The organism is Austwickia sp. TVS 96-490-7B (assembly GCF_019331795.1).
Taxonomy (GTDB): Bacteria; Actinomycetota; Actinomycetes; order Actinomycetales; family Dermatophilaceae; genus Austwickia.
The window spans coordinates 18,297-41,813 of the sequence record NZ_JAHPZL010000002.1; the positions used below are offsets into that span (position 1 = coordinate 18,297).

Consider the following 23,517-nt stretch of genomic DNA (forward strand, 5'->3'; position numbering starts at 1 on the left):
CATGCCGTGTCTCAGCCCACATCCGACCGCATGGTCGCCTACGAGGCGCGCCGTGCGGAACTGTCCGCGTTGAGCGATGAGGAATTAAAAAACAGGTTTTGGCAGTTGGCTGACCAGGCCGTCGCACCGCTAGTCGACCTGGCACGCAGCCACACCAGCCCATCCATTGAACGGTCGGTGCTGTTGCGGATGGGAGTCGACTCGGTCAGCAGCCACGGCGTGGTCGACCGAATCGCCGAAGCGGGCCTCCTCGGGAAAGGCGCCGGACATGTGTTGGTGCGCCTAGCTCGCCGCCAAGGCACTGACGTCCGGGGCGCTGCCGCGGCGATCCTGTCCGATGCGTCCTGCCTGGACGGCTTGTTCCCCACCGGAGGTGCCCGATGACCACCACCGAGCCACGCCGTACCGTCGCGGACCCTCAACCCGAGACCACGGCTTTCGGACCGTTAAACGCCACCACCAAGCTCGACGTGGATCTGCTACTCCAAGATCTGGAAAGCTACCGTCCCCGCCGTAAAGGGTGGACCTGGCGGCGTGTGCCGGCACGCGGCGTCGACATGGGTCCGTTCCACTACCGGGATATGTCGGCGCCGTTGAAAAACTCGACCGGGTTGCCGGCCAGCAAATATTTCGACGGCATCGACCCCCAACCCAAGTGCGTCGTCACCACCGAAATCGCCTCCGGCCGATTCGAAGACGACGTACGTCGGATGCGGATGGCTGCCTGGCACGGTGCGGACCACCTGATGGTGATCCGCACCACCGGCCAGTCCCACATCGACGGATTGCTGGAAGGCACCCCGGAAGGCATCGGCGGGGTCCCGATCACCCGCAAACAGATCCGAGCCAGCCGGAAAGCCTGCGACGCGATCGAAGACGAAGTGGGCCGCCCCATCAACTTCCACTCCTACGTCAGTGGAGTTGCCGGACCTGAAGTGGCGGTGCTCTTTGCTGAGGAAGGAGTCAACGGCGCCCACCAGGACCCGCAATACAACGTCCTCTACCGCAACGTCAACATGTACCGCTCTTTCGTTGACGCTGCCGAGGCGAAGAAAGTCATGACCGGTGCGGGCATTCTGCAGATCGACGGCGCACACAACGCCAATGCCACCGCCAAAGCAGGCTGGCTGGTCATGCCAGAACTGATGGTGCAACACGGCCTGAACACTGCGTTCTCCGTAGCTGTCGGCATGGACAAAGGCCTCATCGGCCTGTCGACTGTACCGCCGAACTCACCACCGGCACCGAAACTGTGGTTCGACCTGCCCTATGCGATCGCGCTACGAGACTTCTTCGGCGAATACAAGATGCGCGCCCAACAAAACACCCGCTATATCGAAGCGGACATTGAAGAAGCAGTGCGCACTCATACCATTGACACGTTGATTTCCATGCTGACCAGCGCGGATATCCAATCAACGATCACGCCCGATGAGGGCCGCAATGTGCCCTGGCATTACAACAACATCCGGGGTCTGCAAACAGTCAAACAAACCTGGGCGGGACTGGACGGCATCAACGAACTGGTGCAACTTCGCGATGAAGGCCCACTGCCGACGATGGTGCGTGACCTCAAAGAACGCGCCGTGGCTTTCCTCGCCGAAGTGGTCGCTGACGGCGGCTACTTCGCGGCGGTAGAAAAAGGATTCTTTGTCGACTCGGCAAAGTATCCCGAACGCAACGGTGACGGCATCGCCCGATCCAGCACTGGCGGTGTCGGTGTCGACTCCATCGTCGAACGGGAGGTGGACTATTGGGCGCCGGTCTGTGACCACTTCGGCGACAGCCACGCCCCAGCTGACCTCATCACCAGCGAAGTTCTGCACCTGCCTTCTGGGGCGCCCGGCGCGGGAAAGCCATGCGCGGCTATCGGCGGCTGCACCCTGTGTGACCCCGACAAGATCGTCTTCATCGACGAACTCGACGCCACCGACAACGCCTCAACCCGGCTGGAAGCCACCGCGGGATACCGCAACGGCACCGTCATCAAACCGGAAGCCGAATGGGCCGGTGATGGCACCGTCCTCATCCAGCTGTTCGTCGCCCAGCCCAGCGATGTCGCCGAAGTTTACGCCGTTGAAATGGCGAAGAAAATGGGCCTGGACGACCCGGTCGTCGTGAACCTGCAAATCATGCAGGAATCTGAGGGGTGCTTCGTCGAAGTCAAAGGTAAAGTTGCCTTCGATATCCGTCGCGACGATCTCACGATCCCCGTGAAAGAGGTGCGCCTCCCCGAGGAGGAACTACGCGCTGAAGTCGCTGCTCGCAAACTGTCTGTCGTCGCCGGAACCGTCGGTGAGGACGAACACAGCGTCGGAATGCGAGAAATCCTCGACATCAAACATGGCGGGATTGAAAAGTACGGCGTTTCATACCACCATTTGGGGACGTCAGTGCCGCTGACAAAACTCATTGACGCCGCCATCGAAACTGGATCTGACGCGATCCTGATCTCCACGATCATCAGCCACAATGACGTCCACCGGCAGATGATGCGCAAACTCGCTGAGCTGTGCGTGGAGAAAGGTGTCCGAGACCGGTTTGTGTTGATCGCCGGTGGCACCCAAGTCAACCGGGAAATGGCCGCCGAGACCGGGCTGGACGCCACCTTCGGTCGTGGCACCAAAGGCATCGACGTGGTCGACGCGATGGTCAAAACCCTGCGCGCCCGCGAAGTCGGCGCATGACACAGTTGACAGACACCCCGGTGGCGGCCCCCCAGCCGCCACCGGACGTCGTCACCGTCGAAGTCGGCAGCACCATGACGAAAGTCAACGCGTTCGCCGTCGTCGACGGGGCCTTCACCCACCTGGCACAAGGTTTCGCCCCCACATCGGTCGCCGACGGTGACGTCGGCGTGGGAGTCGCCCAAGCCCGCGACGACCTTCGCCGCCGGTACGGCCTCGACAGTTCGGGCGTCACGACGTACGTGAACTCCTCCGCTGCTGGCGGGCTACGGATGAGCGTGCACGGGTTGACGGCTGGCATGACGGCTCGCGCTGCCCGGGAGGCGTCATTAGGGGCCGGAGCGATCGTGGGGATGGTCACCGCAGGACGACTCAGCCCCTATGACTTGAGCCAACTCGAAGACCTCGCGCCGACCGTGGTGTTGCTAGCTGGGGGAGTGGACCACGGCGAACGCGACATCGTAATCGACAACGCCCGCGCCTTAGCTGCCACTGTCACCGACCTGCCCCGACGACCTCCGATCGTGTACGCCGGAAATATCGCCGCCCGCGGTGACGTCCGTGACATTTTTGAGCAGGCCGGGCTGCAGGTGTTGATCGCCGACAATGTCTTCCCCGAGGTGGACGTCCTGGCAGTCGAACCGCTCCGCGCCGTGATCCACGATGTTTTCAGCGAACACATCGTGCACGCACCAGGCATGTCGGCGTTGGCGCAGATCACCGACCACGACATCCTGCCCACCCCAGGTGCGGTCCTCGCCGCGGCCGAAGCGTTCGCGCAGGCGGTCGGGGACGTGCTGGTCGTCGACGTCGGCGGCGCCACCACCGACGTCCATTCAGTCACTGACGGGTCCGCCGAGTTAGCTCCGTCGTACGCCGACCCCGAGCCACGAGCGAAACGCACCGTCGAAGGCGACCTGGGTGTTTTTGTCAACGCTCGGATCGTCGCGCAAGCCAGCGGCGACGCCGACTGGGCGGACCGGTTGACGCATCTACGGGCGATGCCCGACACCGACGAAGAACAAGCCGTGACCCGGTGGCTCGCAGAACGGGCCGTGGACGTGGGCATCCGTCGACACGCCGGGACCATCGCTGACCTGTACACCCCCACCGGCAAACGCCACGTCGTGCGCGGCAAAGACCTCACCGCAGTGCGATGGGTCGTCGCCACCGGCGGTGCCCTCACCAAAATCCCCGGCGCCGCCGATGCCCTCGCTCGCGCCTGCACCGGGCAAGGACGACACCTGCTGCCGCCACCAGACGCCCGGCTCCTCGTCGACGACCAGTACCGCTTCTCAGCTTTAGGCACCTTGGCTGCGCACCACCCTGACCAGGTGCGCGAAACTTTACGACGGTGGGCCACCACCGCCTGACCTCAATGGGGAGGACAGATGTACCGGCGAACACCACGCCTGGAGATCCATCCAGACCGGATCACCCATAACGCTAGGACCGTGGTGCGGGCCGCCCACGCTCACGGCGGGCAGGTCGCCGGGGTGGGCAAAGTGTGCTGCGCGCATCCCTCAGTGATCGCCGCGATGGTCGCCGGGGGCGTCGACGCTTTAGCGGACAGCCGCATCATCAACTTGATGAGTATCTCCGAGCAAGGCACCGGCCTGCCGACGATGCTGCTGCGGATCCCCGCCCCGTCAGCTGCCGCTGACGTGGTGCGATGCGCCGATGTCACGTTGAACTCTGGCCTGCCGACGTTGCGGATCCTCTCCGACGCAGCCGGCCAAGCCGGGGTGCGACACGGAGTCATCGTCATGGTCGACGTCGGTGACCTGCGCGAAGGGGTATGGCCCGATCAGGCTGTGGACCTGGTGACCCAAGCAGCGTCACTGCCCCATCTGGACTTGCTGGGCTTAGGCGCAAACCTCGCCTGCTACGGCGGAGTGATCCCCACCGTGGACAACATGCGGGCACTGATCGCCGTCCGAGATGCCTGCCGAGAGGCCACCGGCCTGGAACTAGCCACCCTGTCCGGAGGGAATTCTTCATCATTGCCGCTCCTCGCCAGCGGATCAATGCCGCCAGAGATCAACCATTTCCGGATCGGCGAAACCATCGTCCTCGGCCGCAACGTCCTTGACCGCACCCCCTGGCCAGGCACCTACCAGAACACTTTCCACCTGATCACCGAAATCGTCGAACTGGAACGCAAACCCAGCGTCCCCATCGGCGACCGAGGACAGAACGCTTTCGGAGAACAACCAGAATTCCTTGATCGCGGCACCCGATTGCGCGCCATCGTCAACATCGGCCGCCAAGACGTCGCCATCGACGGACTGACCCCCATCGATCCAGGTATCAGCATCATCGGTGCCAGCAGTGACCATCTCATCCTCGACGTCCAAGACGCCGTCGGCGAGGTCCGGTTGGGTGCCCCGGTGGGTTTCTGGCCGTCGTACGGCGCACTGCTAGCCCTATCTACGTCGCCGTATGTGCAGAAAGTCGCCGTCCGGGACCGCATCGACAACTCGACCGAGCTGGGACAGATGATGTCCTTACAGATGGAGGCGCCGTCACTGTCCTGACCAGACGATACGGCGAAAGCGCAGCTCTAGGGCGTTATTCATATTCGCGGCCTCCTCCTCGCTGGCGGAGCGGCCACCGAATCCGCCTCCCCAATGCAGCGAACTGACTCTGAAAGTGTTGTCGCGGTGGTGGTACCTGGCGCGCGCTCAGCCGGTCCTTCCACGGCCCCGATCGCCTCGCACGTGGGCGAGGACTCAGACGACACCCAGGCCATCCCTGCGGTCATCGGGGCAGGCGTCATCGCCCCGGCATCGTGGTGTGCCAAGGGAGCGCTCGGCTCAGTGCCGACCTCAGCGCTGGAGAAAGCTCTCACGGGCGAGACGTCCTGGATCCGCAACGCTGTCATCGGATGTCTCGTTGGTAACGTTGGAGGCTCGGTCTGGAATCTTGTGTCGCCTAGCGTCAAGAGCGGGGCCATCAACGCGGTGATCTCTTTTCTGATCCGCATGTCTTGACATGAAGGTTGGGGAGGGTGGCATTCGCACCGTAAGCGGGTGCCAGCTTCTACCTTGGCTCGGACCGAGAGGTAGCTATGCATTCTTTCCTCGTCGGCTACTTGGCGCTCGTCACCATTCTGGGTGCGGGGGCGTACGTCGCCGGGTGCCTCGGCTGGACGCAGTTGCTGGATCACGACGGAGGCCGCAGCTCCCCCGCAAGGGATCGGAGATTTGCTCTTGCCAATCTGACGGGCGCCGCGTGCCACGTGACAGCCCTCTTCTGGCTCACGATCGCGACCCGGGCCGGTTACGAACTCGGTTCGTGGCCTGTCCTGCTGGGCGTCGTTCCGCTGATCATCTGTGGGGCGATCGCACTTCACACTGGCACAGCCATGTTGCAAGTTGAGCAGTGAGTGTGTTGAGGCGAGGAAGCGTTGCCGGTGGGCGGCGAACTCGGCGTCCACGGTGTCGGGGCTGACTGCAAGGATGTCGTTGGCAGTGTTGGACAAGGGAAAGTAGGCAGTCGTGGACATTACGGACATCGGCCCGAAGCCTCAGGTCTTCAACCTGGAGGAGGCGACCCTAGGCAACGACTTGTACCGGCAGGTCGCGTGGACCGGGAAGTACTTGCAGGTCACTCTGATGTCGATTCCGGTGGGGGAGGACATCGGTCTGGAGGTGCATCCGGAGACCGATCAGTTCTTGCGGTTGGATGGCGGTCGGGGTCGGGTGCAGATGGGTCCGGCGGAGGACCACCTTGACTTCGAGCAGGAGGTTGAGGATGGCTTCGCCATCATGGTGCCCGCCGGGATGTGGCACAACGTGACCAATATTGGTGACGAGCCGATGCGGCTGTATGCCGTCTATGCGCCGGTGCATCACGCCCAGGGCAAGGTCCACGCGACCCAGGCGGATTCCGAAGCTGATGAGGACTCTGGCAAAGACGAGCCACCCTCGTGGACGGTCCAGCCTGGCTCTGGCCGCCCAGATGGACACGCCTGAGCTGTAGAGGTCTCGCCTGATCCCGGTGGGTTGGTGTTGGCATGTCACGTGTCAGCAACCCACCGGGTTCGGTGCTGCCTCCATCGGATCGACCATTCACTGAGCGGCAGTGCGACGCCCACCCAGCGCGGTGTTACGGTCAGAAGGAATTGTCTTGGCACGCTACGTGACTGGCCTGTCGCGTCCTGGATGACAAAGGAATGTCATGAGCTCTCGCGTCGTTCTTCGTCGTACCGCTGCTGCTCTAGCAACGGCTGTGCTCGGATTGTCCGGCGTGGGCTCAGCGCAAGCTGGTGCGACGGGGGCGCTCGCCCCGGCAGCGGACATGCCTGCGGCGTGCAGTCAGCAAAAAAACATCATCTGCGTGTCCAAAGCTGAGAAGACTCTGCGGTACTTCGAGAACGGCAAAGAGCAGTTGACGGCCGAGGTGCGCTTCGGCCGTCCCGGTCACGAAACACCGACCGGCACATGGAAAATTGAGACCAAAGATCCCAGCACGTGGTGGTCTTACCCGTACAAGGTCTACATGCCGTGGGGCATGAAATTCGACCTTACCGAAGGCCTGTACATCCATTACTCTTCCGGGTTTGCCCTGAACAACCAGACTTATATTGGCAGCCACGGCTGCGTCCAGTTCGGCGACTGGGAAAAAATGCGCACCCTTTATCAGAAAGCGCCGGTAGGCACCACTCTCATCATCTACTGATGACATCCCACTGAGATGAGGCATCATCTCATGCGAGAAGTCCGCGATGCCTCCGGTGGATCCGCAACCTCACGCAGCGGTTAGCGCTTCTTCCAGGTCGCGCAGTCCCGGGATTCCACGAAGGAATCTGTTTTTTCGATGGTGATTTCGGTGCGACCTTTGTTGACTTTGTTGGCGATCAACGGGTCAGGGGAGTCTTTCTTGCCGAGGCGGGCGATGTAGCAGGTCGTCCCGGCTGGAGTGTCTGAGACATAAGTGCCGGGTTGGATGTCGGTGCCGACAGCGAAAGTGCCGGTGCCAGGGATGGTGCCCGGCTCGATGGAGGGACGTGCTGACGTTGACGTAGTCGAGGAGACCGGCGCATCAGCGGGTTTCGGCGTGACACTCGCGGTGGGGCTAGGCGTGGACGGTTCCGCTGCTGGCTCTCCTCCGCAGCTAGCCAAGCCGAGTACGGACAAGGCGGCGAGGGCGTACGTCGCACCAAAAGATCTGTCCACGACTGACACCTTACTGGGCGCTATCTTCCTCAGCCTCAGCGTGTTTGGCCACTGGACAGGGCATCTGGCGGTGGCTGAAACGTGAAACTGCCCGGTCACAGCGCCCGCACGATCCGGCTGGTGGCGCTACTGTGGCGGAATGCTCTACCAGACGTGCGTTCAGGTGCATCTGGATGCGATCGGTCACAACCTCACTGCGATCCGCGAGCGCGTCGGCCCGGATCGGCTCATTTTGGCGGCGGTGAAAGCTGATGCGTACGGGCACGGCGCGGTGGCGGTGTCTCGGCATGTGCAGGCTCACGGCTATGCGGACATGTTGGGGGTAGCGACTGTCCCTGAGGGGTTGGAGTTGCGGCAGGCGGGGATCACGTTGCCGATCCTCAAGCTCAGTCATGTGTTTCCTGCCGAGGCGGCGACTGCGGTGGCGTGTGACCTGACGGTTGCTGTGGTCGATGTGGAGAGTGCTCGGGTGGTGCAGGAAGCAGCGGCTCAGTTGGCGGCGGCTCGTCCTGACGAGCCGGTACGTCGTACCCGCGTGCACGTGAAGGTGGATACCGGGATGCGGCGGATTGGTTGCGAACCGGAGCAAGCACCTGAGTTGGCGGCCTGGGTGGAGCAGGAGTGTCCGCATGTGGAGTTAGAGGGGATTTTCACGCACCTTCCGGTCAGTGACACCCCGTCACAGGATGATTTCACCGCTGAGCAACTGGCCCGGTTTGGGGAGTGTCGCGCTGAGGTGGAAGCTGCACTTGGTGGTCGGCGTCTTATAGCGCATGCGGCGAATTCGGGGGGTGTCCTTGCTCACCCGAATGCGTGGTTGGACATGGTCCGTCCGGGCGTCATGGTGTATGGCAGTTACCCCGACCCGGATGTGCCACACACTGTCCCGTTACGTCCGGCGTTGACATGGCAGTCGCTGGTGTCTTTCGTCAAGGATGTCCCGGCGGGGGAGACCGTCGGGTATGGCCGGACGTGGTCTTCGCCAGCACCAGCGCGGATCGCGACGGTGCCTGTCGGGTATGGCGACGGTTATGACCGTCGCTCATCGAATCGGGGACAGGTCCTGATCGACGGCTGTCGTTACCCGATCGTGGGCCGAGTGTGCATGGATCAGTTGATGGTGGATGTGACCGATGCCCCACCGGGACGGCCAGTCCAGGTGGGGCACCGGGTGATCCTGATCGGTCAGGATGGCGCGGAGCAGCTCAGCGCCGCAGAACTGGCCGCTGAATTGGACACCATCCCTTATGAGGTGACCTGCCGGATCGCTCCGCGGGTGACCCGTTTGTACGGCGATGCCTGACAATCACGAGATGTGATCTGTGTGGTCACACGTGTGTTGGCAGTGGACCGCCGTGCAAGGTCATGGCGTCGTCGAAGGCGGCTAACAGATCGAACGGACGTCCTGCGAGATCGGTGTACGCGCGGTGCACATTGAGCACGAACCGTTCTGAGTCCAACCAATCCGCGAACCGGCCCAGGTCGGTGTCTTGAGCGACTTGCAGCGGCGTCGCTTTGGCGCGCACCCCAGCTAGCGCTCGCTGCATGACCAGCTGCAGATAGTCGCGGGTGTCCGCGAGGCACCTGGTGATCTCATCGACACCGCGCAACACCGGCCCGTGTCCGGGGATGATCACGTGCGCGCCAAAACCAGCGAGCCAGTCCAGACTTCCCAATGCGCCAGTCACCGAACCCATCGCCACCATCGGTGTCACCTGGTTGAAGACGAGGTCGCCGGCAATCAGGGTGCGATGTTGCGGGACATGCACCACCAGGTCACCGTCGGTGTGTGCCACCCGTGCCGGATGCACCAACTCCACTTCGACGTCGCCGACGTACACGCGGGCGTTTAAACCGACGGCCACGTCGGGAAGGCGACGTTGCCCATCAACTCCCCAATCCAGCGGCGAGTCCCACAGCGGGGGGCACCCACAAATAAACGGGTCAGCTGCCAACCCGGCCCGCATCCGTTCGTGACCGATCAGGACTGTGTCAGCGGGAAGCAGCACATTCCCGTAGGTGTGATCGCCGTGCAGATGGGTGTTCACGGCGTACTTGAGTCGTTGATCGGGGGCGATGTGACCCACCATGTCCAACAGGGCCCGGGTCCGCTCAGCAGTGGCGCAGGTGTCCACGATCAACGCATCATGCTCACCTACGACGACCGCACAGTTATTGACCCACCACGATCCGTCGGGCTGGATGTAGGCGAAGACCCCCGGGGCGACCTCTTCGGTCGTCGGAGTGAGAGTGGCAGCTACGGGGTTGCTCGTCATGGGCCTGGAGGGTAACAAACTGACCCTACGGTCAGCTGACCGGCGGATACACCCCACCTGAGAACAGCACACCCGCTGGGCGCTCCCATCATGCCCAGACGCCGAATCATTCTTTCCGGATCGTGGCCCGCTCCGAGAGCAAACTCCCCCCACCAAAAACGGCAACCGCTACGATCAACGACCCCATCACCCCGTCGTCCACCACCCCCAGCGTCCGCTGAACCACAAACGCCCCCACCGCGACCACCGCCCACCCCAGATGGTGACGCCGACGAGTCGGCGCATCGACCTGGTGCCACAACGGCAATTCCTGCCCGGTCGCCACCTCTTCAGCTCCGCCACGCAACCCCAACCACTCCACAACCCCACCGGTACGACGCCACACCATTTCGCGCTCCTTTCCTGTTCACCCGCACCACAACAGAAAACCCGACCCCGCGTCCACACCCCTGATCGAACATGCAAGAATGCTCCACGGTCCAGCGATAGCGATCGTACTTCTGTATGACGGTCGACATGTCGAGATGGAAGGGGTGAACGGCATGAACACAGACGACGGTCATAGTCCCGGCGCCGTTCACCGGCACTTCCGCTGACTATTCCTGCAGAGCATTCACCCTTTTTAGGGTCACATGTGCTATCTGCGCGTGACATCACCTTGATGGCGTCGTGCGGTGAAACCTGCACGCCACGGCACAGCCTGACCATCACACCGAATCAACAGGTCTAGGCGGCCCCCGGGAATCACCACACGACGTCCCTGCCTGCGTCTAAGTAGACACCACGGCACGCTTGACCCTGCCATGCCTCACACAGCTCCGGGGGAGTGACGACCCCCGCTGGGCTGGCCTATCCCTGGGAGGACTGTGCTCATGTCGATGACATTCATCGTGGGACGCGACAACCGCCGCAACATCCCCTTCCTTGCCGACGCGATAACCCTCGCTGGTCTCGGTGCCGCCCTCTGGCTTCTGGTCTACCTGACCGGGAACATCGACGTACCCTTCAATCCCACTCACGCACCCACCGAGATCGACACCAACCCCGCGATGCTGCCGTACTACGCGGCCCGATCCCTGTTTCGAATGTTCATGGCGCTCGCTGCGTCACTGGTTTTCACGTTGATATATGCCACCGCAGCCGCTCGGTCACGTCGCCTAGAAAAAGTCCTCCTGCCCATCCTTGACGTTCTCCAGTCCGTGCCGATCCTCGGATTCCTTTCCATCACAGTGAGCCTATGGTTAGCGTTATTTCCCCACAGCAGCCTCGGCGTGGAATGCGCATCCATCTTCGCGATCTTCACCTCACAAGCCTGGAATATGACCTTCGCCTTCCATGCCGCGCTACGTTCCCAACCCCGCGATCTCGACGAATCCGCGCGTGTGTTGCGCCTCACTGCGTGGCAACGATTCTGGCGGCTCGACGTCCCCAGCGGCATGATCCCCCTGGTCTGGAACGCCATGATGAGTTGTGGCGGCGGCTGGTTTTTCCTGACCGCTTCCGAAGTGATCTCCGTCAATAACCACACCTACGCGCTACCCGGCATCGGCGCGTACGTCGCTGCAGCCTCCGCCCACGAAGACCTCGGCCGACTCTGGCTAGCCATTGCCGTCATGATCGTCATGATCCTCCTCGTGAACTTCCTACTGTGGCGCCCACTGACCGCGTGGGCTGAGAAGTTCCGCATCGGCGACACCAGCAACTCCCACGCCAATACCAGCATCGTCCTACGAGTGCTCACCCGCAGCCACCTCATCCCCGCCAGCACCCGCCTGTTGCGCCCCCTCATCGAATTCCTCGACACCCTGACCCGCCCCCTCGGACCTGCTGACCCGCCACTGCACCCCGACGAACGCCGCCGACGCCTCGGTGACATCCTCTTCGGAACGACCGTCACCGCTTTATGCCTCTGGGGCCTCATCAACCTGCTGACCTACCTCAACAACGGCCCCGGACTTGACGAATTCGTCCACGCCTTCGCCCTCGGGCTGGTCACCCTCACCAGAGTCATCATCGTCATCCTCGTCGGCACCCTCATCTGGGTCCCCCTCGGCGTGCTCATCGGCATGAACCCCACCATCACCCGCCTAGCTCAACCCCTCGTGCAAATCCTCGCCAGTTTCCCCGCGAACTTCCTCTTCCCCTTCTTCACTCTTTTCCTGCTCCACACCGGCATCACCCTTGACGTGGGCGGCATCGTCCTGATGGCGTTGGGCTCACAGTGGTACATCCTGTTCAACGTCATCGCCGGCGCCAGCGCCATCCCCCATGACCTACGCGAAGCCGCCACCAACCTCCGACTCACCCGCACCCTACGCTGGCGCACCCTCATCATCCCCGGCATCTTCTCCGCCTGGGTCACCGGCGCCATCACCGCAGCCGGCGGCGCCTGGAACGCCTCCATCGTCTCCGAAATCGTCACCTACGGCGACACCACCCTCACCTCCACCGGCCTCGGCGCCTACATCGCCCACGCCACCAGCACCGGCGACACCCCCACCGTCATCATCGGCGTCACCGTCATGTCGATCTACGTGGTCGGACTCAACCGCCTCTTCTGGCACCCCCTCTACACCCTGGCCGAACGCCGCTACACCCTGTCCTGACCCCCACCCCACCAGGAACGACACCACCCATGACCACAGCCACCAACCTCATCCACGTCAACCACCTCACCAAGACCTTCCCCTCCGAACACGGCGGCACCGTCACCGTCCTCGACAACATCACCTTGACCCTCCACCCCGGCGAAATCGTCGCACTCCTCGGCAAATCCGGATCAGGAAAATCAACCCTGCTGCGCTGCCTCGCCGGACTCATCCCCACCACCAGCGGCACCGTCCACTACCGCGGCACCCCCCTGCAGGGCGCCAATCCCGGCGTCGGCATGGTCTTCCAATCCTTCGGACTCATGCCCTGGCTCACCGTCCAAGACAACGTCGAACTCGGCCTGCGATCCCACAGCATCGACCCCACCTCCAGACACCGCCGCGCACTCGCCGCCATCGACCTCATCGGACTCGACGGATTCGAAAACGCCTACCCCCGCGAACTCTCCGGCGGCATGCGCCAACGCGTCGGATTCGCCCGCGCCCTCGTCCTCGAACCCGACGTCCTCCTCATGGACGAACCCTTCTCCGCCCTCGACGCCCTCACCGCCGAAAACCTCCGCAGCGAACTCATCAGCCTGTGGCACCAACCCGACTTCCCCACCCAAACCATCTGCATCGTCACCCACAACATCGAAGAAGCAGTCCTCCTCGCCGACCGCGTCATCGTCCTCGGCTCCGACCCCGGACGCATCCGCACCGAAATCACCATCGACCTCGACCGACCCCGCAACCGCCACAACCCCGCCTTCGACAACTACGTCGACGAGCTCTACGCCAGCCTCACCGGCCACGAACCACCCACCCCCCACACCGAAACCACCCCCGCCACCACACCCCTACCCCACGCCAGCATCGGCGGCATGGCCGGACTCATCGAACTCATCCACGCCCACGGCGGCGAACGCGACCTCGCCGACCTCGCCACCGACCTATCCTTTGACATCGACGACCTCCTGCCCCTCGTCGACGCCGCCACCATGCTCACCCTCCTCCACGTCCACCACGGCCAAGCCACCCTCACCACCACCGGACAAGCCTGGTACACCGCAAACATCGACGACAGCAAACACCTCTTCGGCACCCTCGCCGAACAACACGCACCCCTCATCCGCACCATCTGCCGAGCCCTACGCGCCAGCGACAACGGCACCCTACGCACCGACTTCTTCCGAGACGTCCTACAACGCACCTACTCCAGGAACGAACTCCACCGCCAACTCGACACCGCCATCGGCTGGGGACGCTACGGCGAACTCTTCGACAAAGACACCGAAGACCGCCTCGTCCTCACCGACACCCACCCCCAGAAGTGACGCCATGACAGACCTCACCCTCCTGCTGCGACTACTCCTCGCCACCACCTGCGGCGTCGCCATCGGCGCAGAACGCCAATACCGCTCCCGCACCGCCGGACTACGCACCAACGCCCTCGTCACCACCGGCGCAGCCATCTTCGTCCTCGTCGGCGTCCAAGCCGACGTCCCCACCGCCACCATCCAAATCACCGCCTACGTCGTCTCCGGCGTCGGATTCCTCGGCGGAGGCGTCATCCTCCGCCAAGGATTCAGCATCCAAGGACTCAACACCGCCGCCACCCTCTGGTGCTCAGCCGCCATCGGCGCCCAAGCCGCCACCGGACACACCCTCATCGCCATCGCCGCCACCATCCTGGTCCTCGGCGTCCACGTCATCCTCCGCCCCCTCGGCCACATCCTCGACAAAGACCCCGGCGCCAAAGACGAAGACATCGTCCAATACCTCATCCACGTCACCGCAGCCCACCGCCAAGAAGCCCGCATCCGAGCCCACGTCCTGCACGTCCTCGCCCAAGGACCCGCCGCCGTCCGCGGACTCAACAGCACCCTCGTCCCACCCACCGACACCAACCCCCACCCCGACTCCGTAGAACTCACCTTCGACGTCCTCATCGAAGGCGACGCCCGCACCCTCCTCGACCCCCTCGTCGCCGGACTCTTCCTCGACCACGCCGTCCACGCCGTCTCCTGGAACTGCGAATCCACCACCGACCCCGACCTCACCACCCCCTAACCCCACACCCAATGTGACGAGAGCCGCACCGCCCAGCCCCCCGCCACACCCCCCAGCCCCCCGCCACACCCCACCACACTCGATAACCTGCGGAGACCAACTGGCAGCGCTGCGAGGAGGACCGGTGACCAACCTGGCCTGCAACCTAGTTTCAAGCGCCACAACCCACGGTGACCGGATCGCCCTACGACAGGACGACCAGACCTACACCTACACCCAATTCGACATGCTCACCCAAATCATCGCCGGACACCTCCGCGCTCGCGGGTTTGTCGCTGGTGATCGAGTGGCTTTGTCGTTGCCGAATATCCCAGCGTTCGCATTAGCGTTTTATGCCGCGCTGCGGTTGGGATGCATCGTCGTACCGATGAATCCGCTGTTTAAACAGCGTGAGGTTGCTTTTTACCTGAAAGATTCCGGTGCGAAAATGGTGGTGGGTCTGCCAGGGGAGGCGATCCGGCTCGGCGCGGAGCAGGCAGGATGTGAGTACGTCGATGTGACGACTCTGCCGACGATGCTCGCTACTCCGGTGGAGCCGGTCACTGCAGTCGTTGATCGTGACGATGACGATACGGCGGTGCTGCTGTATACGTCGGGAACGACTGGGTCCCCTAAGGGCGCGGAATTGCGACATGGCAACCTGCAAGCTAACCAGGAGGTCAGCGGGCGCACGTTGCTGGAGGTGACCTGTCAGGACGTGTTGATGGGGTGTTTGCCGTTGTTCCACGTCTTTGGGATGACGTGTGCGTTGAACGTGGCGGTCGCACATGGCGCGTGTCTGACCTTGTTGCCACGCTTCGATCCGGCGACCGCATTGCGGATCGTTGAGCGAGACCGGGTGACGGCGTTTTTGGGAGTGCCGACGATGTACGGCGCGATGTTGGGGGTGCGGGACTCCGTCGACGTGGACATGTCGTCATTGCGGGTGTGTATCTCTGGTGGGGCGTCACTGCCGGTGGAGGTGATGCGCAAGTTTGAGGCGGCATTCGACTGCATGATTTTGGAAGGTTATGGCTTATCGGAGACATCTCCGGTCGCGTCGTTCAATCATCCGGGAAAGCCTCGCAAACCAGGCTCGATTGGTACGCCGATCGAGGGGGTGGAGATGGACTTGCACGAACACGATGGAAGCAGTACGCCGCAGGGTCAGGTCGGGGAGATCGTGATTCGGGGGCACAACGTGATGCGGGGGTATTGGCGTCAGCCAGAAGCGACGGCGGCGGCGATCCGTGATGGCTGGTTCCACACCGGTGACCTGGCGCAACGTGATGAAGATGGGTTCTACTTCATCGTGGACCGCTCCAAAGACATGATCATCCGCGGTGGATACAACGTGTATCCCCGGGAAGTCGAAGAAGTGCTGTATGAGCATCCACAGGTGGTGGAGGCCGCCGTGGTGGGGGTCCCGGACGCACGGCTGGGGGAGGAGGTCGTGGCATACGTCGTGCTGCGTGAGGGAGCTACCGCCACAGTCGATGAGGTGCAGGGGTTCGTCAAGGAGCGGGTCGCGCCGTACAAGTATCCGCGGGAAATTCACCTGATCGGGGCGTTGCCGAAGGGCGCGACAGGCAAAATCCTCAAACGGGAGCTGCCACGCCCTCCGGTAGGTGGGTGAACTAGTTCGGTGTGGATTAGCTGGGGGGCGCGAAGCCCACTGGGGTGACCACGGGGACACCGTCATCGGAGAGGACTCGCGCCCGGACCCGATAGGTGTCATGCAAGGTGTGGCTGGTCAGGACGTCGACGGGGGAGCCGAACGCGACGTCGGTGCCCTCCCGCAACACCAGCAGCTGGTCGCAAAACCGTGCCGCGAGGTTGAGGTCGTGCAACGGGACCAAGGTGACTCCACCGACGGCGGCGGTGCGGGCTCGGATGTAATCCAGGACAGTGACTTGGTGGTGCAGGTCTAGCGCAGATGTCGGTTCGTCGAGCAGCATGATCGGTGGACGTCGTACGGTCATCTGCGCGATCCCGGCGAGTTGCCTTTGCCCGCCAGACAATTCATTGAGGTATCGGTTGGCGAGGGAGTCGATGCCGAGCTCGGCGAGGCAATGGTAAGCGGTGCGGATCTCGGTGGCGCTGGTGTGCCATGCCGCCCGGCGGCGCAACCCCACCATCACCGATTCCAGGACGGTCAGGGCGACATCTCCGGGGGGATCTTGGGGGACATAGCCGAGGGCATCCCGGCGTTGCCTGGTGCTCAATTCAACGCCGTGGTCATCCCAGGTGGTGATAGTGCCGGTGCCGCGGAGGATCCCCGCGATGAGTTTCATCAGCGTGGACTTGCCGGACCCGTTGGGTCCGAGGACGCCGATGACGCCGTCGGTGGCGGGCATACACACTCCGGCGACAGCGGGACGCCGACCGTAGGAGAAGCGAATGTCGTTCAGGGCGAGTTTCATCGGGCGCCTCCGAAGGCCTGTCGACGACGCAGCATGATGATCAGCACGAAGACGGGCACACCGACGGTAGCGGTGAGGATCCCGACCGGTACGGCGACACCGGGGACGATCATCAAGCTCAGGGCGTGCGCAGTGGTCAGGAGAGCGGCGCCGGTCAGGAGCGACCCGAACAGCAGGAAACGCTGATCTTCGCCGACGAGGACACGGGCGACGTGTGGTCCGACCAGTCCGACGAACCCAATGATTCCGACGAAGGCCACGGATACTGCCGCCAGCAGGGACACTACGACGAGGGTGACCAAGCGGACGCGCCGTACGTTGACTCCCAAGGCGGCGGCGCGGGCGTCACCGAAACGCATCGCAGTGAGTTTCCACCCGTTGAGGACGAATCCTGGCACCGCGATGAGCAGAGCGAGCGCGACAACGGTGATGGCTTCCCAGGTGGCGCGCTGCATGGAGCCCATGCTCCAGAAGACGATTTGTTGCAGGCTTTCGGTGCTGGCGTTGTATTGCATGAGGGTCAGCAGTGCCTGGAAAAGGAACACCATGGCGATGCCGAACAGGACGACGGTTTCGGTGCTGGCGCCGCGCCACATGGAGATGATGGCGATGACGGCTGCGGTGAGCAGGGCCATGCCGCCAGCGAAGATCGTCAGGGTTTGGTCGGCCAGGTAGGGGACGGTGATGCCGGTGACGATGGCTAGGGCGGCACCGAATGCGGCGGACGCGGAGACTCCCAGGGTGAAGGGTTCGGCGAGCGGGTTGTCCAGGATGGTTTGCATCTGGAGGCCGCCGAGGGAGAGTGCCGCGCCGACGAGGACGGCCAGCAGGGCTGGGGGTAGCCGAAGGTTCCATACGACGGTGCGGAGTTGGGCGTCGACGGCGTCGGGGGTGAGCACTGCTCGGGTGACATCGCTCAGGCCGTAGCCGAGGGGGCCGGTGGCGATGCCGATGAGGAAGGTCAGGATGACCAGGGCGGTCAGGCCTATCAGGATGAGGGTACGGCGCAGGAAGCGTTGCCGGAGAAGTCGAATCTGCTGCCCGGCGGCAGCGGTGACGGCCGTGTCGGCCGGTCTGGTGTGACCGGCCGACACGGCTGCTCGCGGTGTGGGGGAGGAGCGGAACACGAGGTCAGTTCACCGTGGCGATGACGGTGCCTTCAGCGGGGAAGGGCATGAATTGTGCAGAGAACTCATGCCAGTTTTTTTCCGGGTCGAGGTCAGTGAACAGGTCGGGGTGCTGCCATTTGGCGAAGGCCTGGTAGGCGATGAAGTTGAAGGGGGCGTCGTAGAACTGGTGGTAGATGCCGTGGACGGCGCCGTCGTGGAACGCTTTGAGGTGTTCGAACCCGGGCTGACGTTGCAGATCTTTCAACGATGCGGCTGCTTGGTCCTTGGGGGTGTTGTAGCCGATGTTCAGGAACGAGGTTTTGGCTTTCTCGTCGAGTTTTTGCTTTGACCAGGCGCCGCCGGTGGCGATGACGACTTTGGGTTGGGCGGAGATGACCTGTTCAGCGGTCAGATCGCCTTCTTCGCCGGTGAGGACGGAGTCGGCGATGTTCTCGCCGCCAACCTGGGTGAGCATCTGACCGAAGTTCGCGCCTTTCCAGGTGGAGCAGCACGGTTTCAAGCCGGGCGCCCGCCACATCAGCACGGAGGTCTTGGTGCTGGCGGCGCCGGCTTTTTTCATGACCGGGTCGACGGCATCGCGGTAGTAGGTGAGAAATTCCTCAGCTTGGGCGGTGCGGTCGAGGACCTGCCCGAGGGCTCGCATGGTCGTGTTGGTGTTTTTGGCTGGGTCGATCCGGAAGTCGGTGACGACGTATTTCAGCCCAGCTTTGTCGAACTGGTCAAGCAGGCCGTTTTTCTTTGCGGCGCGCATGGAGTCCAAGGTCATGATGTAGACGTCGGGTTTGTGGGCGAGGAGGGCTTCAACGGACAGGTCACCGGAGGTGACGGCACCGACTTTGGGGATGTCCTTGGCGGCAGGGGTGGCTTTGACGAGGCGTTCGTACATGTCCGGGGCGGCGCGTTCCATGTCGGCCCCCCAGGCGACGACCTTGTCGACGGGGTTGTCTTTGTTGAGCACCATGCTGGCGTAGGCCTGGCGTTGTTCGCCGAAGATCACCCGTTGGGGTTTCTTCTCGAAGGTCACGGTCCGTCCGGCGGCGTCGGTGATGGTCAGGGCGGCGCCGCTCGACGCGGGGTGGGAGGCGGGGTCCTGCCCGCAGGCCGAGAGGACAAGGGTGGTGGAGAGGACCCCCACCGTGAGTGCCGACTTGAGCTTCACGGGTTTCCTATCTGCTGCACGATCTCACAAGAGCGAAGGGAAGCCTAACCTAAGAATCGGTGGGTGTTGCTGGAAAACTCCCAGATCATCGCCGACGAGGCCTACGCAAAACACCCCAGGAAGAACCGAGTCTTCCTGGGGTGCAAGCCTGCCGGGGAGCTGATGCCCCGGCAGGGGGAAACTCACAACGTCGATGCTTGCAGTGTGTTGCACATGTTCATCGAGGTCGCGTCGTAGCCCTTCATGAACCAACGTTTCCGCTGCTCCGACGTACCATGCGTGAAGTTCTCCGGGGACACCCGGCCTTGAGAGGCTTTTTGGATGCGGTCGTCACCGACTGCTGACGCGGCTGACAGTGCCGCGTCGATGTCCGCGTCAGTCATCGGCTGCAACACCGGCCGACCGTTCTTGTCTTTCGTCGTCGACGCGGCCTTGGCCCACATCCCCGCCAGGCAGTCCGCCATCAACTCGGTCTTCACCCCGCCGCTGGCTGGGCCCTTGGGGTCTTTGTGTGCGGCCGCCAGCACCCCCAACTGGTCCTGGATGGCATGTCCGTACTCATGTGCGACGACATACTGCTTCGCCAACGGGCCACCGCTGGAACCGAATCGGGACTGCAACAACTCGAAGAACGACGCATCGATGTAGATCTTCTTGTCCGCCGGACAGTAGAACGGGCCCACCTGGTTCGACGCCGGACCACAGGCCGAGGAGATCGTCCCCGAATACACATTGATCTTCGGTGGCTGCAACGGCGACTTGTTGGCCGTCTGCTTCGGCAACGCCTCCGTCCAGAATCCGAACAAACTGTTTTCCGTCAACATGACCAGGCAGGCATCGTCCTTCTTCGCATCCGCGCCCGTCTTGCAGCGACTCACATCAATCGAGCCGACCTTGCCGCCTCCCGACACGCGCGACCCGTTGAGACCACTGCCAGCGCCGTTGGCTCCTGGCTGTGACGGGGGAGGAGCGCCATTGTTCAACACCATGTACAGCACCAACGCCACCACGCCCAGGATGCCGCCACCACCGCCGAGAACCAGTCCGCCACGGCCCAATCCACTCGAACCGCTCTCGATACGTGAGGTATCGATCTCGGCATCATCGTTGAACGTCATCCGACACGCCCCTCCAGAAATCCGGACCAACGTCGCACGTGGTCTCGACCGTCAGGGTAATGAGTTCGCCCCAAAACCGCAGCACTCGTTAGGGTAATGAGCTGGCCCCAAAACCGCAGCACGCGAAAGGCATCTTCTGTGATCACCGCCACCGGCATCGAACTCCGCGCCGGAAGCCGGCTCCTCCTGGGAGATGTCACCTTCCGTGTCGCCGCTGGCGACCGCATTGGCCTCGTCGGACGCAACGGCGCCGGCAAAACCACCCTCACCAAAGTCCTCGCTGGCTGGAATGCCCCCGCCGCTGGAACCATCACCCGCAGCGGGGAGGTCGGCTACCTCCCGCAGGACCCCCGCGACGGCGACCTGCACGTCCTAGCGCGCCATCGCATCCTCTCCGCCCGCGGTCTCGATGACATCGTGCGCAAGATGCACGAAACTGAGGGCGCCATGGCCAGCGCCGACCCCGAAACTCACGAACGGGCTATGGCCCGCTACCCGCGCCTCCAAGCCCAATTTGACGCCGCTGGCGGATACGCCGCCGAATCCGAAGCCGCGACCATTGCCGCCGCCCTCGGCATCGAAGACCGTATCCTCGGCCAACGCCTCGAAACGCTCTCCGGTGGACAACGCCGCCGGGTCGAACTTGCCCGCATCCTGTTCTCCGGCGCGCAAACTCTTCTCCTCGACGAACCCACCAACCACCTCGACGCCGACTCCATCGCCTGGCTGCGCGACCACCTCAAGACCTACAAAGGCGGGCTTCTCGTCATCAGCCACGACGTCGCCCTCCTCGACGAAGTCGTCAACAAGGTCTACCACCTGGACGCCAACCGCGCTGAGATGGACCAATACAACGTCGGCTGGAAAACCTACCTGCAGCAACGCGAAACCGACGAAAAACGCCGCAAACGCGAACGCCTCAACGCCGAGAAAAAAGCCACTGCGCTGATGGCCCAAGCCGACAAGATGCGCGCCAAAGCCACTAAAGCCACCGCCGCCCAAAACATGGCCAAACGCGCCGAAAAACTCCTCGCCGGAGTCGAAGGCGAACGCCGCCAAGACAAAGTCGCCAAACTGCGATTCCCCGACCCAGCACCCTGCGGCAAAACCCCCCTCCGCGCCAGTGGACTATCCCGCAGTTACGGCTCTCTGGAAGTCTTCACCGACGTCGACCTCGCCATCGACCGCGGCAGCAAAGTCGTCGTCCTTGGCCTCAACGGCGCCGGAAAAACCACCCTCCTGCGCATCCTGGCCGGCCTGGACACCGCCGACACCGGCCGCGTCGAGCCCGGCCACGGCCTGAAAATCGGCTACTACGCCCAAGAACACGAAAACCTCGATGTCGACCGCACCGTCCTCGACAACATGAAATCCGCCGCCCCCGACCTTGGCGAAACCGACGTCCGAAAAATCCTCGGCAGCTTCCTCTTCACCGGCGACGACGTCGACAAACCCGCCGCCGTACTCTCCGGAGGCGAAAAAACCCGACTCTCCCTCGCCACCCTCGTCGTCAGCAGCGCCAACGTCCTGCTCCTCGACGAACCCACCAACAACCTCGACCCCGCCAGCCGCGAAGAAATCCTCGCCGCACTGCGCACTTTCACCGGAGCCGTCGTCCTGGTCAGCCACGACGAAGGCGCCGTCGCCGCCCTCGAACCCGAGCGCGTCCTCCTCCTGCCCGACGGCGTCGAAGACCTCTGGAACACCGACTACCTCGACCTGATCTCCCTGGCCTGATACCGCAACACCCACCACCGCGCACCCCCACCGCTACGCTCAATCGGTGGACCACAACGCTCACCGATACCCGCCAACACCCCACATCACCCCAGGCGTACGCCGGTGAGCACCTCACCCTTCGCCACCATGCGGGCCCTCTCCCAGGACCGCCTCGACGGCACACATCTACGCCCCGGCACCGCCCGCCGCGTCCTCACCTACGCGCAGCCCCACCGCACCCGCATTGCCCTTTTCATCGTCCTCGTCATCTGCGACGCCCTCCTCACCGTCGCACCACCCCTCCTCCTGCGCAGCATCATCGATGACGGCGTCATCACCCACAACACCGGCCACGTCATCCGCCTCTCCCTCCTCGTCGCCGCCATCGCCCTCCTCGGAGCCACCCTCACCGTCACCCAACGCTGGCTCTCCGCCACCATCGGCGAAGGCGTCATCTACGACCTCCGCACCCACGTCTTCAACCACGTCAGCACCCAACCCATCGCTTTCTTCACCCGCGTCCACACCGGCGCCCTCGTCTCCCGCCTCAACACCGACGTCATCGGCGCCCAACAAGCCTTCACCTCCACCCTCTCCGGCATCGTCAGCAACACCATCACCCTGCTCGTCATCATCGCGACCATGAGCTCCCTCTCCTGGCCCCTCACCATCGCCGCCCTCCTCCTCTTCCCCCTCTTCCTCATCCCCGCCCGCAGCATGGGCACCCGCCTCGGCGCCCTCACCCGACGCGCCATGAACGTCAACGCTGACCTCGCCACCCGCATGACCGAACGCTTCGACGTCTCCGGCGCCCTCCTGGTCAAACTCTTCGGCAATCCCCACCACGAAGCCACCCAATACGCCCAACGCGCCGGAGCAGTCCGAGACATCGGCATCCGCATCGCCATGAACCGCTCCATCTTCATGACCACCCTCACCCTCCTCGCCTCCCTCGCCACCGCCCTCATCTACGGACTCGGCGGCGTCCTCGCCAGCAACGGCACCCTCACCGTCGGCACCCTGCTCGCACTCACCGCACTCCTCGCCCGCCTCTACACCCCCCTCATCGCCCTCTCCAACATCCGCGTCGACATCCTCACCGCACTCATCTCCTTCGAACGCGTCTTCGAAGTCCTCGACCTCCCCAACTCCCTCCCCGAACCCACCCACCCCCACCCCCTACCC

22 protein-coding genes are annotated in these 23,517 nt (G+C 63.4%); 15 read left to right on the forward strand and 7 right to left on the reverse strand.

The window, feature by feature from the left end:
* Positions 1–6: 6 nt before the first annotated feature.
* From oraS to KEM60_RS02380, 8 genes are all read left to right on the forward strand, one after another.
* A complete protein-coding gene (gene oraS / locus KEM60_RS02345; RefSeq protein WP_255574154.1) occupies positions 7–384 on the forward strand; it encodes a D-ornithine 4,5-aminomutase subunit OraS in 378 nt (125 codons plus the stop codon).
* The gene (oraE, locus tag KEM60_RS02350) at positions 381–2,687 is read left to right on the forward strand and encodes a D-ornithine 4,5-aminomutase subunit OraE (protein WP_219105917.1); all 2,307 of its coding nucleotides are present in this window, start codon (positions 381–383) and stop codon (positions 2,685–2,687) included. Before oraS ends, oraE begins: the two co-directional genes overlap by 4 nt.
* Positions 2,684–4,060, forward strand: a complete 1,377-nt coding sequence (locus KEM60_RS02355; protein WP_219105918.1) for a glutamate mutase L — start codon at positions 2,684–2,686, stop codon at positions 4,058–4,060. Before oraE ends, KEM60_RS02355 begins: the two co-directional genes overlap by 4 nt.
* Before the next feature lie 18 nt (positions 4,061–4,078).
* On the forward strand, positions 4,079–5,224 hold the full coding sequence (locus KEM60_RS02360; RefSeq protein ID WP_219105919.1) for an alanine racemase: 1,146 nt from the start codon (positions 4,079–4,081) through the stop codon (positions 5,222–5,224).
* A 183-nt stretch (positions 5,225–5,407) separates the two neighbouring features.
* Complete coding sequence (locus KEM60_RS02365; RefSeq protein WP_219105920.1) at positions 5,408–5,680, forward strand: hypothetical protein; 273 nt, start codon at positions 5,408–5,410, stop codon at positions 5,678–5,680.
* Between the two features lie 77 nt (positions 5,681–5,757).
* On the forward strand, positions 5,758–6,075 hold the full coding sequence (locus KEM60_RS02370) for a hypothetical protein (protein WP_219105921.1): 318 nt from the start codon (positions 5,758–5,760) through the stop codon (positions 6,073–6,075).
* 112 nt (positions 6,076–6,187) lie between these two features.
* Positions 6,188–6,664 carry a cupin domain-containing protein gene (locus KEM60_RS02375; RefSeq protein ID WP_219105922.1) on the forward strand — a complete coding sequence of 159 codons (477 nt, stop codon included), beginning with the start codon at positions 6,188–6,190 and terminating at the stop codon, positions 6,662–6,664.
* Between the two features lie 205 nt (positions 6,665–6,869).
* Entirely contained in the window at positions 6,870–7,370 is a 501-nt protein-coding gene (locus KEM60_RS02380) for a L,D-transpeptidase (RefSeq protein ID WP_219105923.1), read from the forward strand.
* 80 nt (positions 7,371–7,450) lie between these two features.
* Here KEM60_RS02380 and KEM60_RS02385 read toward each other — a convergent pair whose 3' ends face one another.
* Positions 7,451–7,867, reverse strand: coding sequence for a hypothetical protein (locus KEM60_RS02385; protein ID WP_219105924.1), 417 nt, complete (start codon positions 7,865–7,867; stop codon positions 7,451–7,453).
* A gap of 139 nt (positions 7,868–8,006) precedes the next feature.
* On the opposite strand from KEM60_RS02385, the gene alr reads away from it, so the two are divergent.
* On the forward strand, positions 8,007–9,170 hold the full coding sequence (gene alr / locus KEM60_RS02390) for an alanine racemase (protein WP_219105925.1): 1,164 nt from the start codon (positions 8,007–8,009) through the stop codon (positions 9,168–9,170).
* Between the two features lie 25 nt (positions 9,171–9,195).
* On the opposite strand, the gene KEM60_RS02395 is transcribed toward alr, so the two are convergent.
* On the reverse strand, positions 9,196–10,143 hold the full coding sequence (locus KEM60_RS02395) for an MBL fold metallo-hydrolase (RefSeq protein WP_219105926.1): 948 nt from the start codon (positions 10,141–10,143) through the stop codon (positions 9,196–9,198).
* 106 nt (positions 10,144–10,249) lie between these two features.
* On the reverse strand, positions 10,250–10,531 hold the full coding sequence (locus KEM60_RS02400) for a hypothetical protein (protein WP_219105927.1): 282 nt from the start codon (positions 10,529–10,531) through the stop codon (positions 10,250–10,252).
* A gap of 484 nt (positions 10,532–11,015) precedes the next feature.
* Between KEM60_RS02400 and KEM60_RS02405 the strand changes: the two genes are divergently transcribed.
* From KEM60_RS02405 to KEM60_RS02420, 4 genes are all read left to right on the forward strand, one after another.
* Positions 11,016–12,749 (forward strand): ABC transporter permease subunit, encoded by a 1,734-nt coding sequence (locus tag KEM60_RS02405; protein WP_219105928.1) that lies wholly within the window; start codon positions 11,016–11,018, stop codon positions 12,747–12,749.
* A gap of 29 nt (positions 12,750–12,778) precedes the next feature.
* Positions 12,779–14,068 carry a nitrate/sulfonate/bicarbonate ABC transporter ATP-binding protein gene (locus KEM60_RS02410; protein WP_219105929.1) on the forward strand — a complete coding sequence of 430 codons (1,290 nt, stop codon included), beginning with the start codon at positions 12,779–12,781 and terminating at the stop codon, positions 14,066–14,068.
* A gap of 4 nt (positions 14,069–14,072) precedes the next feature.
* Positions 14,073–14,804 (forward strand): MgtC/SapB family protein, encoded by a 732-nt coding sequence (locus KEM60_RS02415; RefSeq protein WP_219105930.1) that lies wholly within the window; start codon positions 14,073–14,075, stop codon positions 14,802–14,804.
* A gap of 124 nt (positions 14,805–14,928) precedes the next feature.
* Positions 14,929–16,419, forward strand: coding sequence for a long-chain fatty acid--CoA ligase (locus KEM60_RS02420; RefSeq protein ID WP_219105931.1), 1,491 nt, complete (start codon positions 14,929–14,931; stop codon positions 16,417–16,419).
* A 16-nt stretch (positions 16,420–16,435) separates the two neighbouring features.
* Here the strand turns inward: KEM60_RS02420 and KEM60_RS02425 are convergent, their stop codons facing one another.
* The 4 genes from KEM60_RS02425 to KEM60_RS02440 all read right to left on the reverse strand — a co-directional run bounded on the left by KEM60_RS02425 (position 16,436) and on the right by KEM60_RS02440 (position 20,613).
* Positions 16,436–17,206 carry an ABC transporter ATP-binding protein gene (locus KEM60_RS02425; protein ID WP_219105932.1) on the reverse strand — a complete coding sequence of 257 codons (771 nt, stop codon included), beginning with the start codon at positions 17,204–17,206 and terminating at the stop codon, positions 16,436–16,438.
* Positions 17,203–18,333: an iron ABC transporter permease gene (locus tag KEM60_RS02430; protein WP_219105933.1), complete on the reverse strand. Its 1,131-nt coding sequence runs from the start codon at positions 18,331–18,333 to the stop codon at positions 17,203–17,205. Before KEM60_RS02430 ends, KEM60_RS02425 begins: the two co-directional genes overlap by 4 nt.
* 4 nt (positions 18,334–18,337) lie before the next feature.
* Complete coding sequence (locus KEM60_RS02435) at positions 18,338–19,495, reverse strand: ABC transporter substrate-binding protein (RefSeq protein ID WP_219105934.1); 1,158 nt, start codon at positions 19,493–19,495, stop codon at positions 18,338–18,340.
* A 182-nt stretch (positions 19,496–19,677) separates the two neighbouring features.
* Positions 19,678–20,613: a neutral zinc metallopeptidase gene (locus KEM60_RS02440; RefSeq protein WP_219105935.1), complete on the reverse strand. Its 936-nt coding sequence runs from the start codon at positions 20,611–20,613 to the stop codon at positions 19,678–19,680.
* Between the two features lie 138 nt (positions 20,614–20,751).
* On the opposite strand from KEM60_RS02440, the gene KEM60_RS02445 reads away from it, so the two are divergent.
* Both KEM60_RS02445 and KEM60_RS02450 read left to right on the forward strand, forming a co-directional pair.
* Positions 20,752–22,350, forward strand: a complete 1,599-nt coding sequence (locus tag KEM60_RS02445; RefSeq protein WP_219105936.1) for an ABC-F family ATP-binding cassette domain-containing protein — start codon at positions 20,752–20,754, stop codon at positions 22,348–22,350.
* A 105-nt stretch (positions 22,351–22,455) separates the two neighbouring features.
* Positions 22,456–23,517 (forward strand): ABC transporter ATP-binding protein (locus tag KEM60_RS02450; protein ID WP_255574156.1); only part of this gene is annotated, 1,062 nt, incomplete at its 3' end.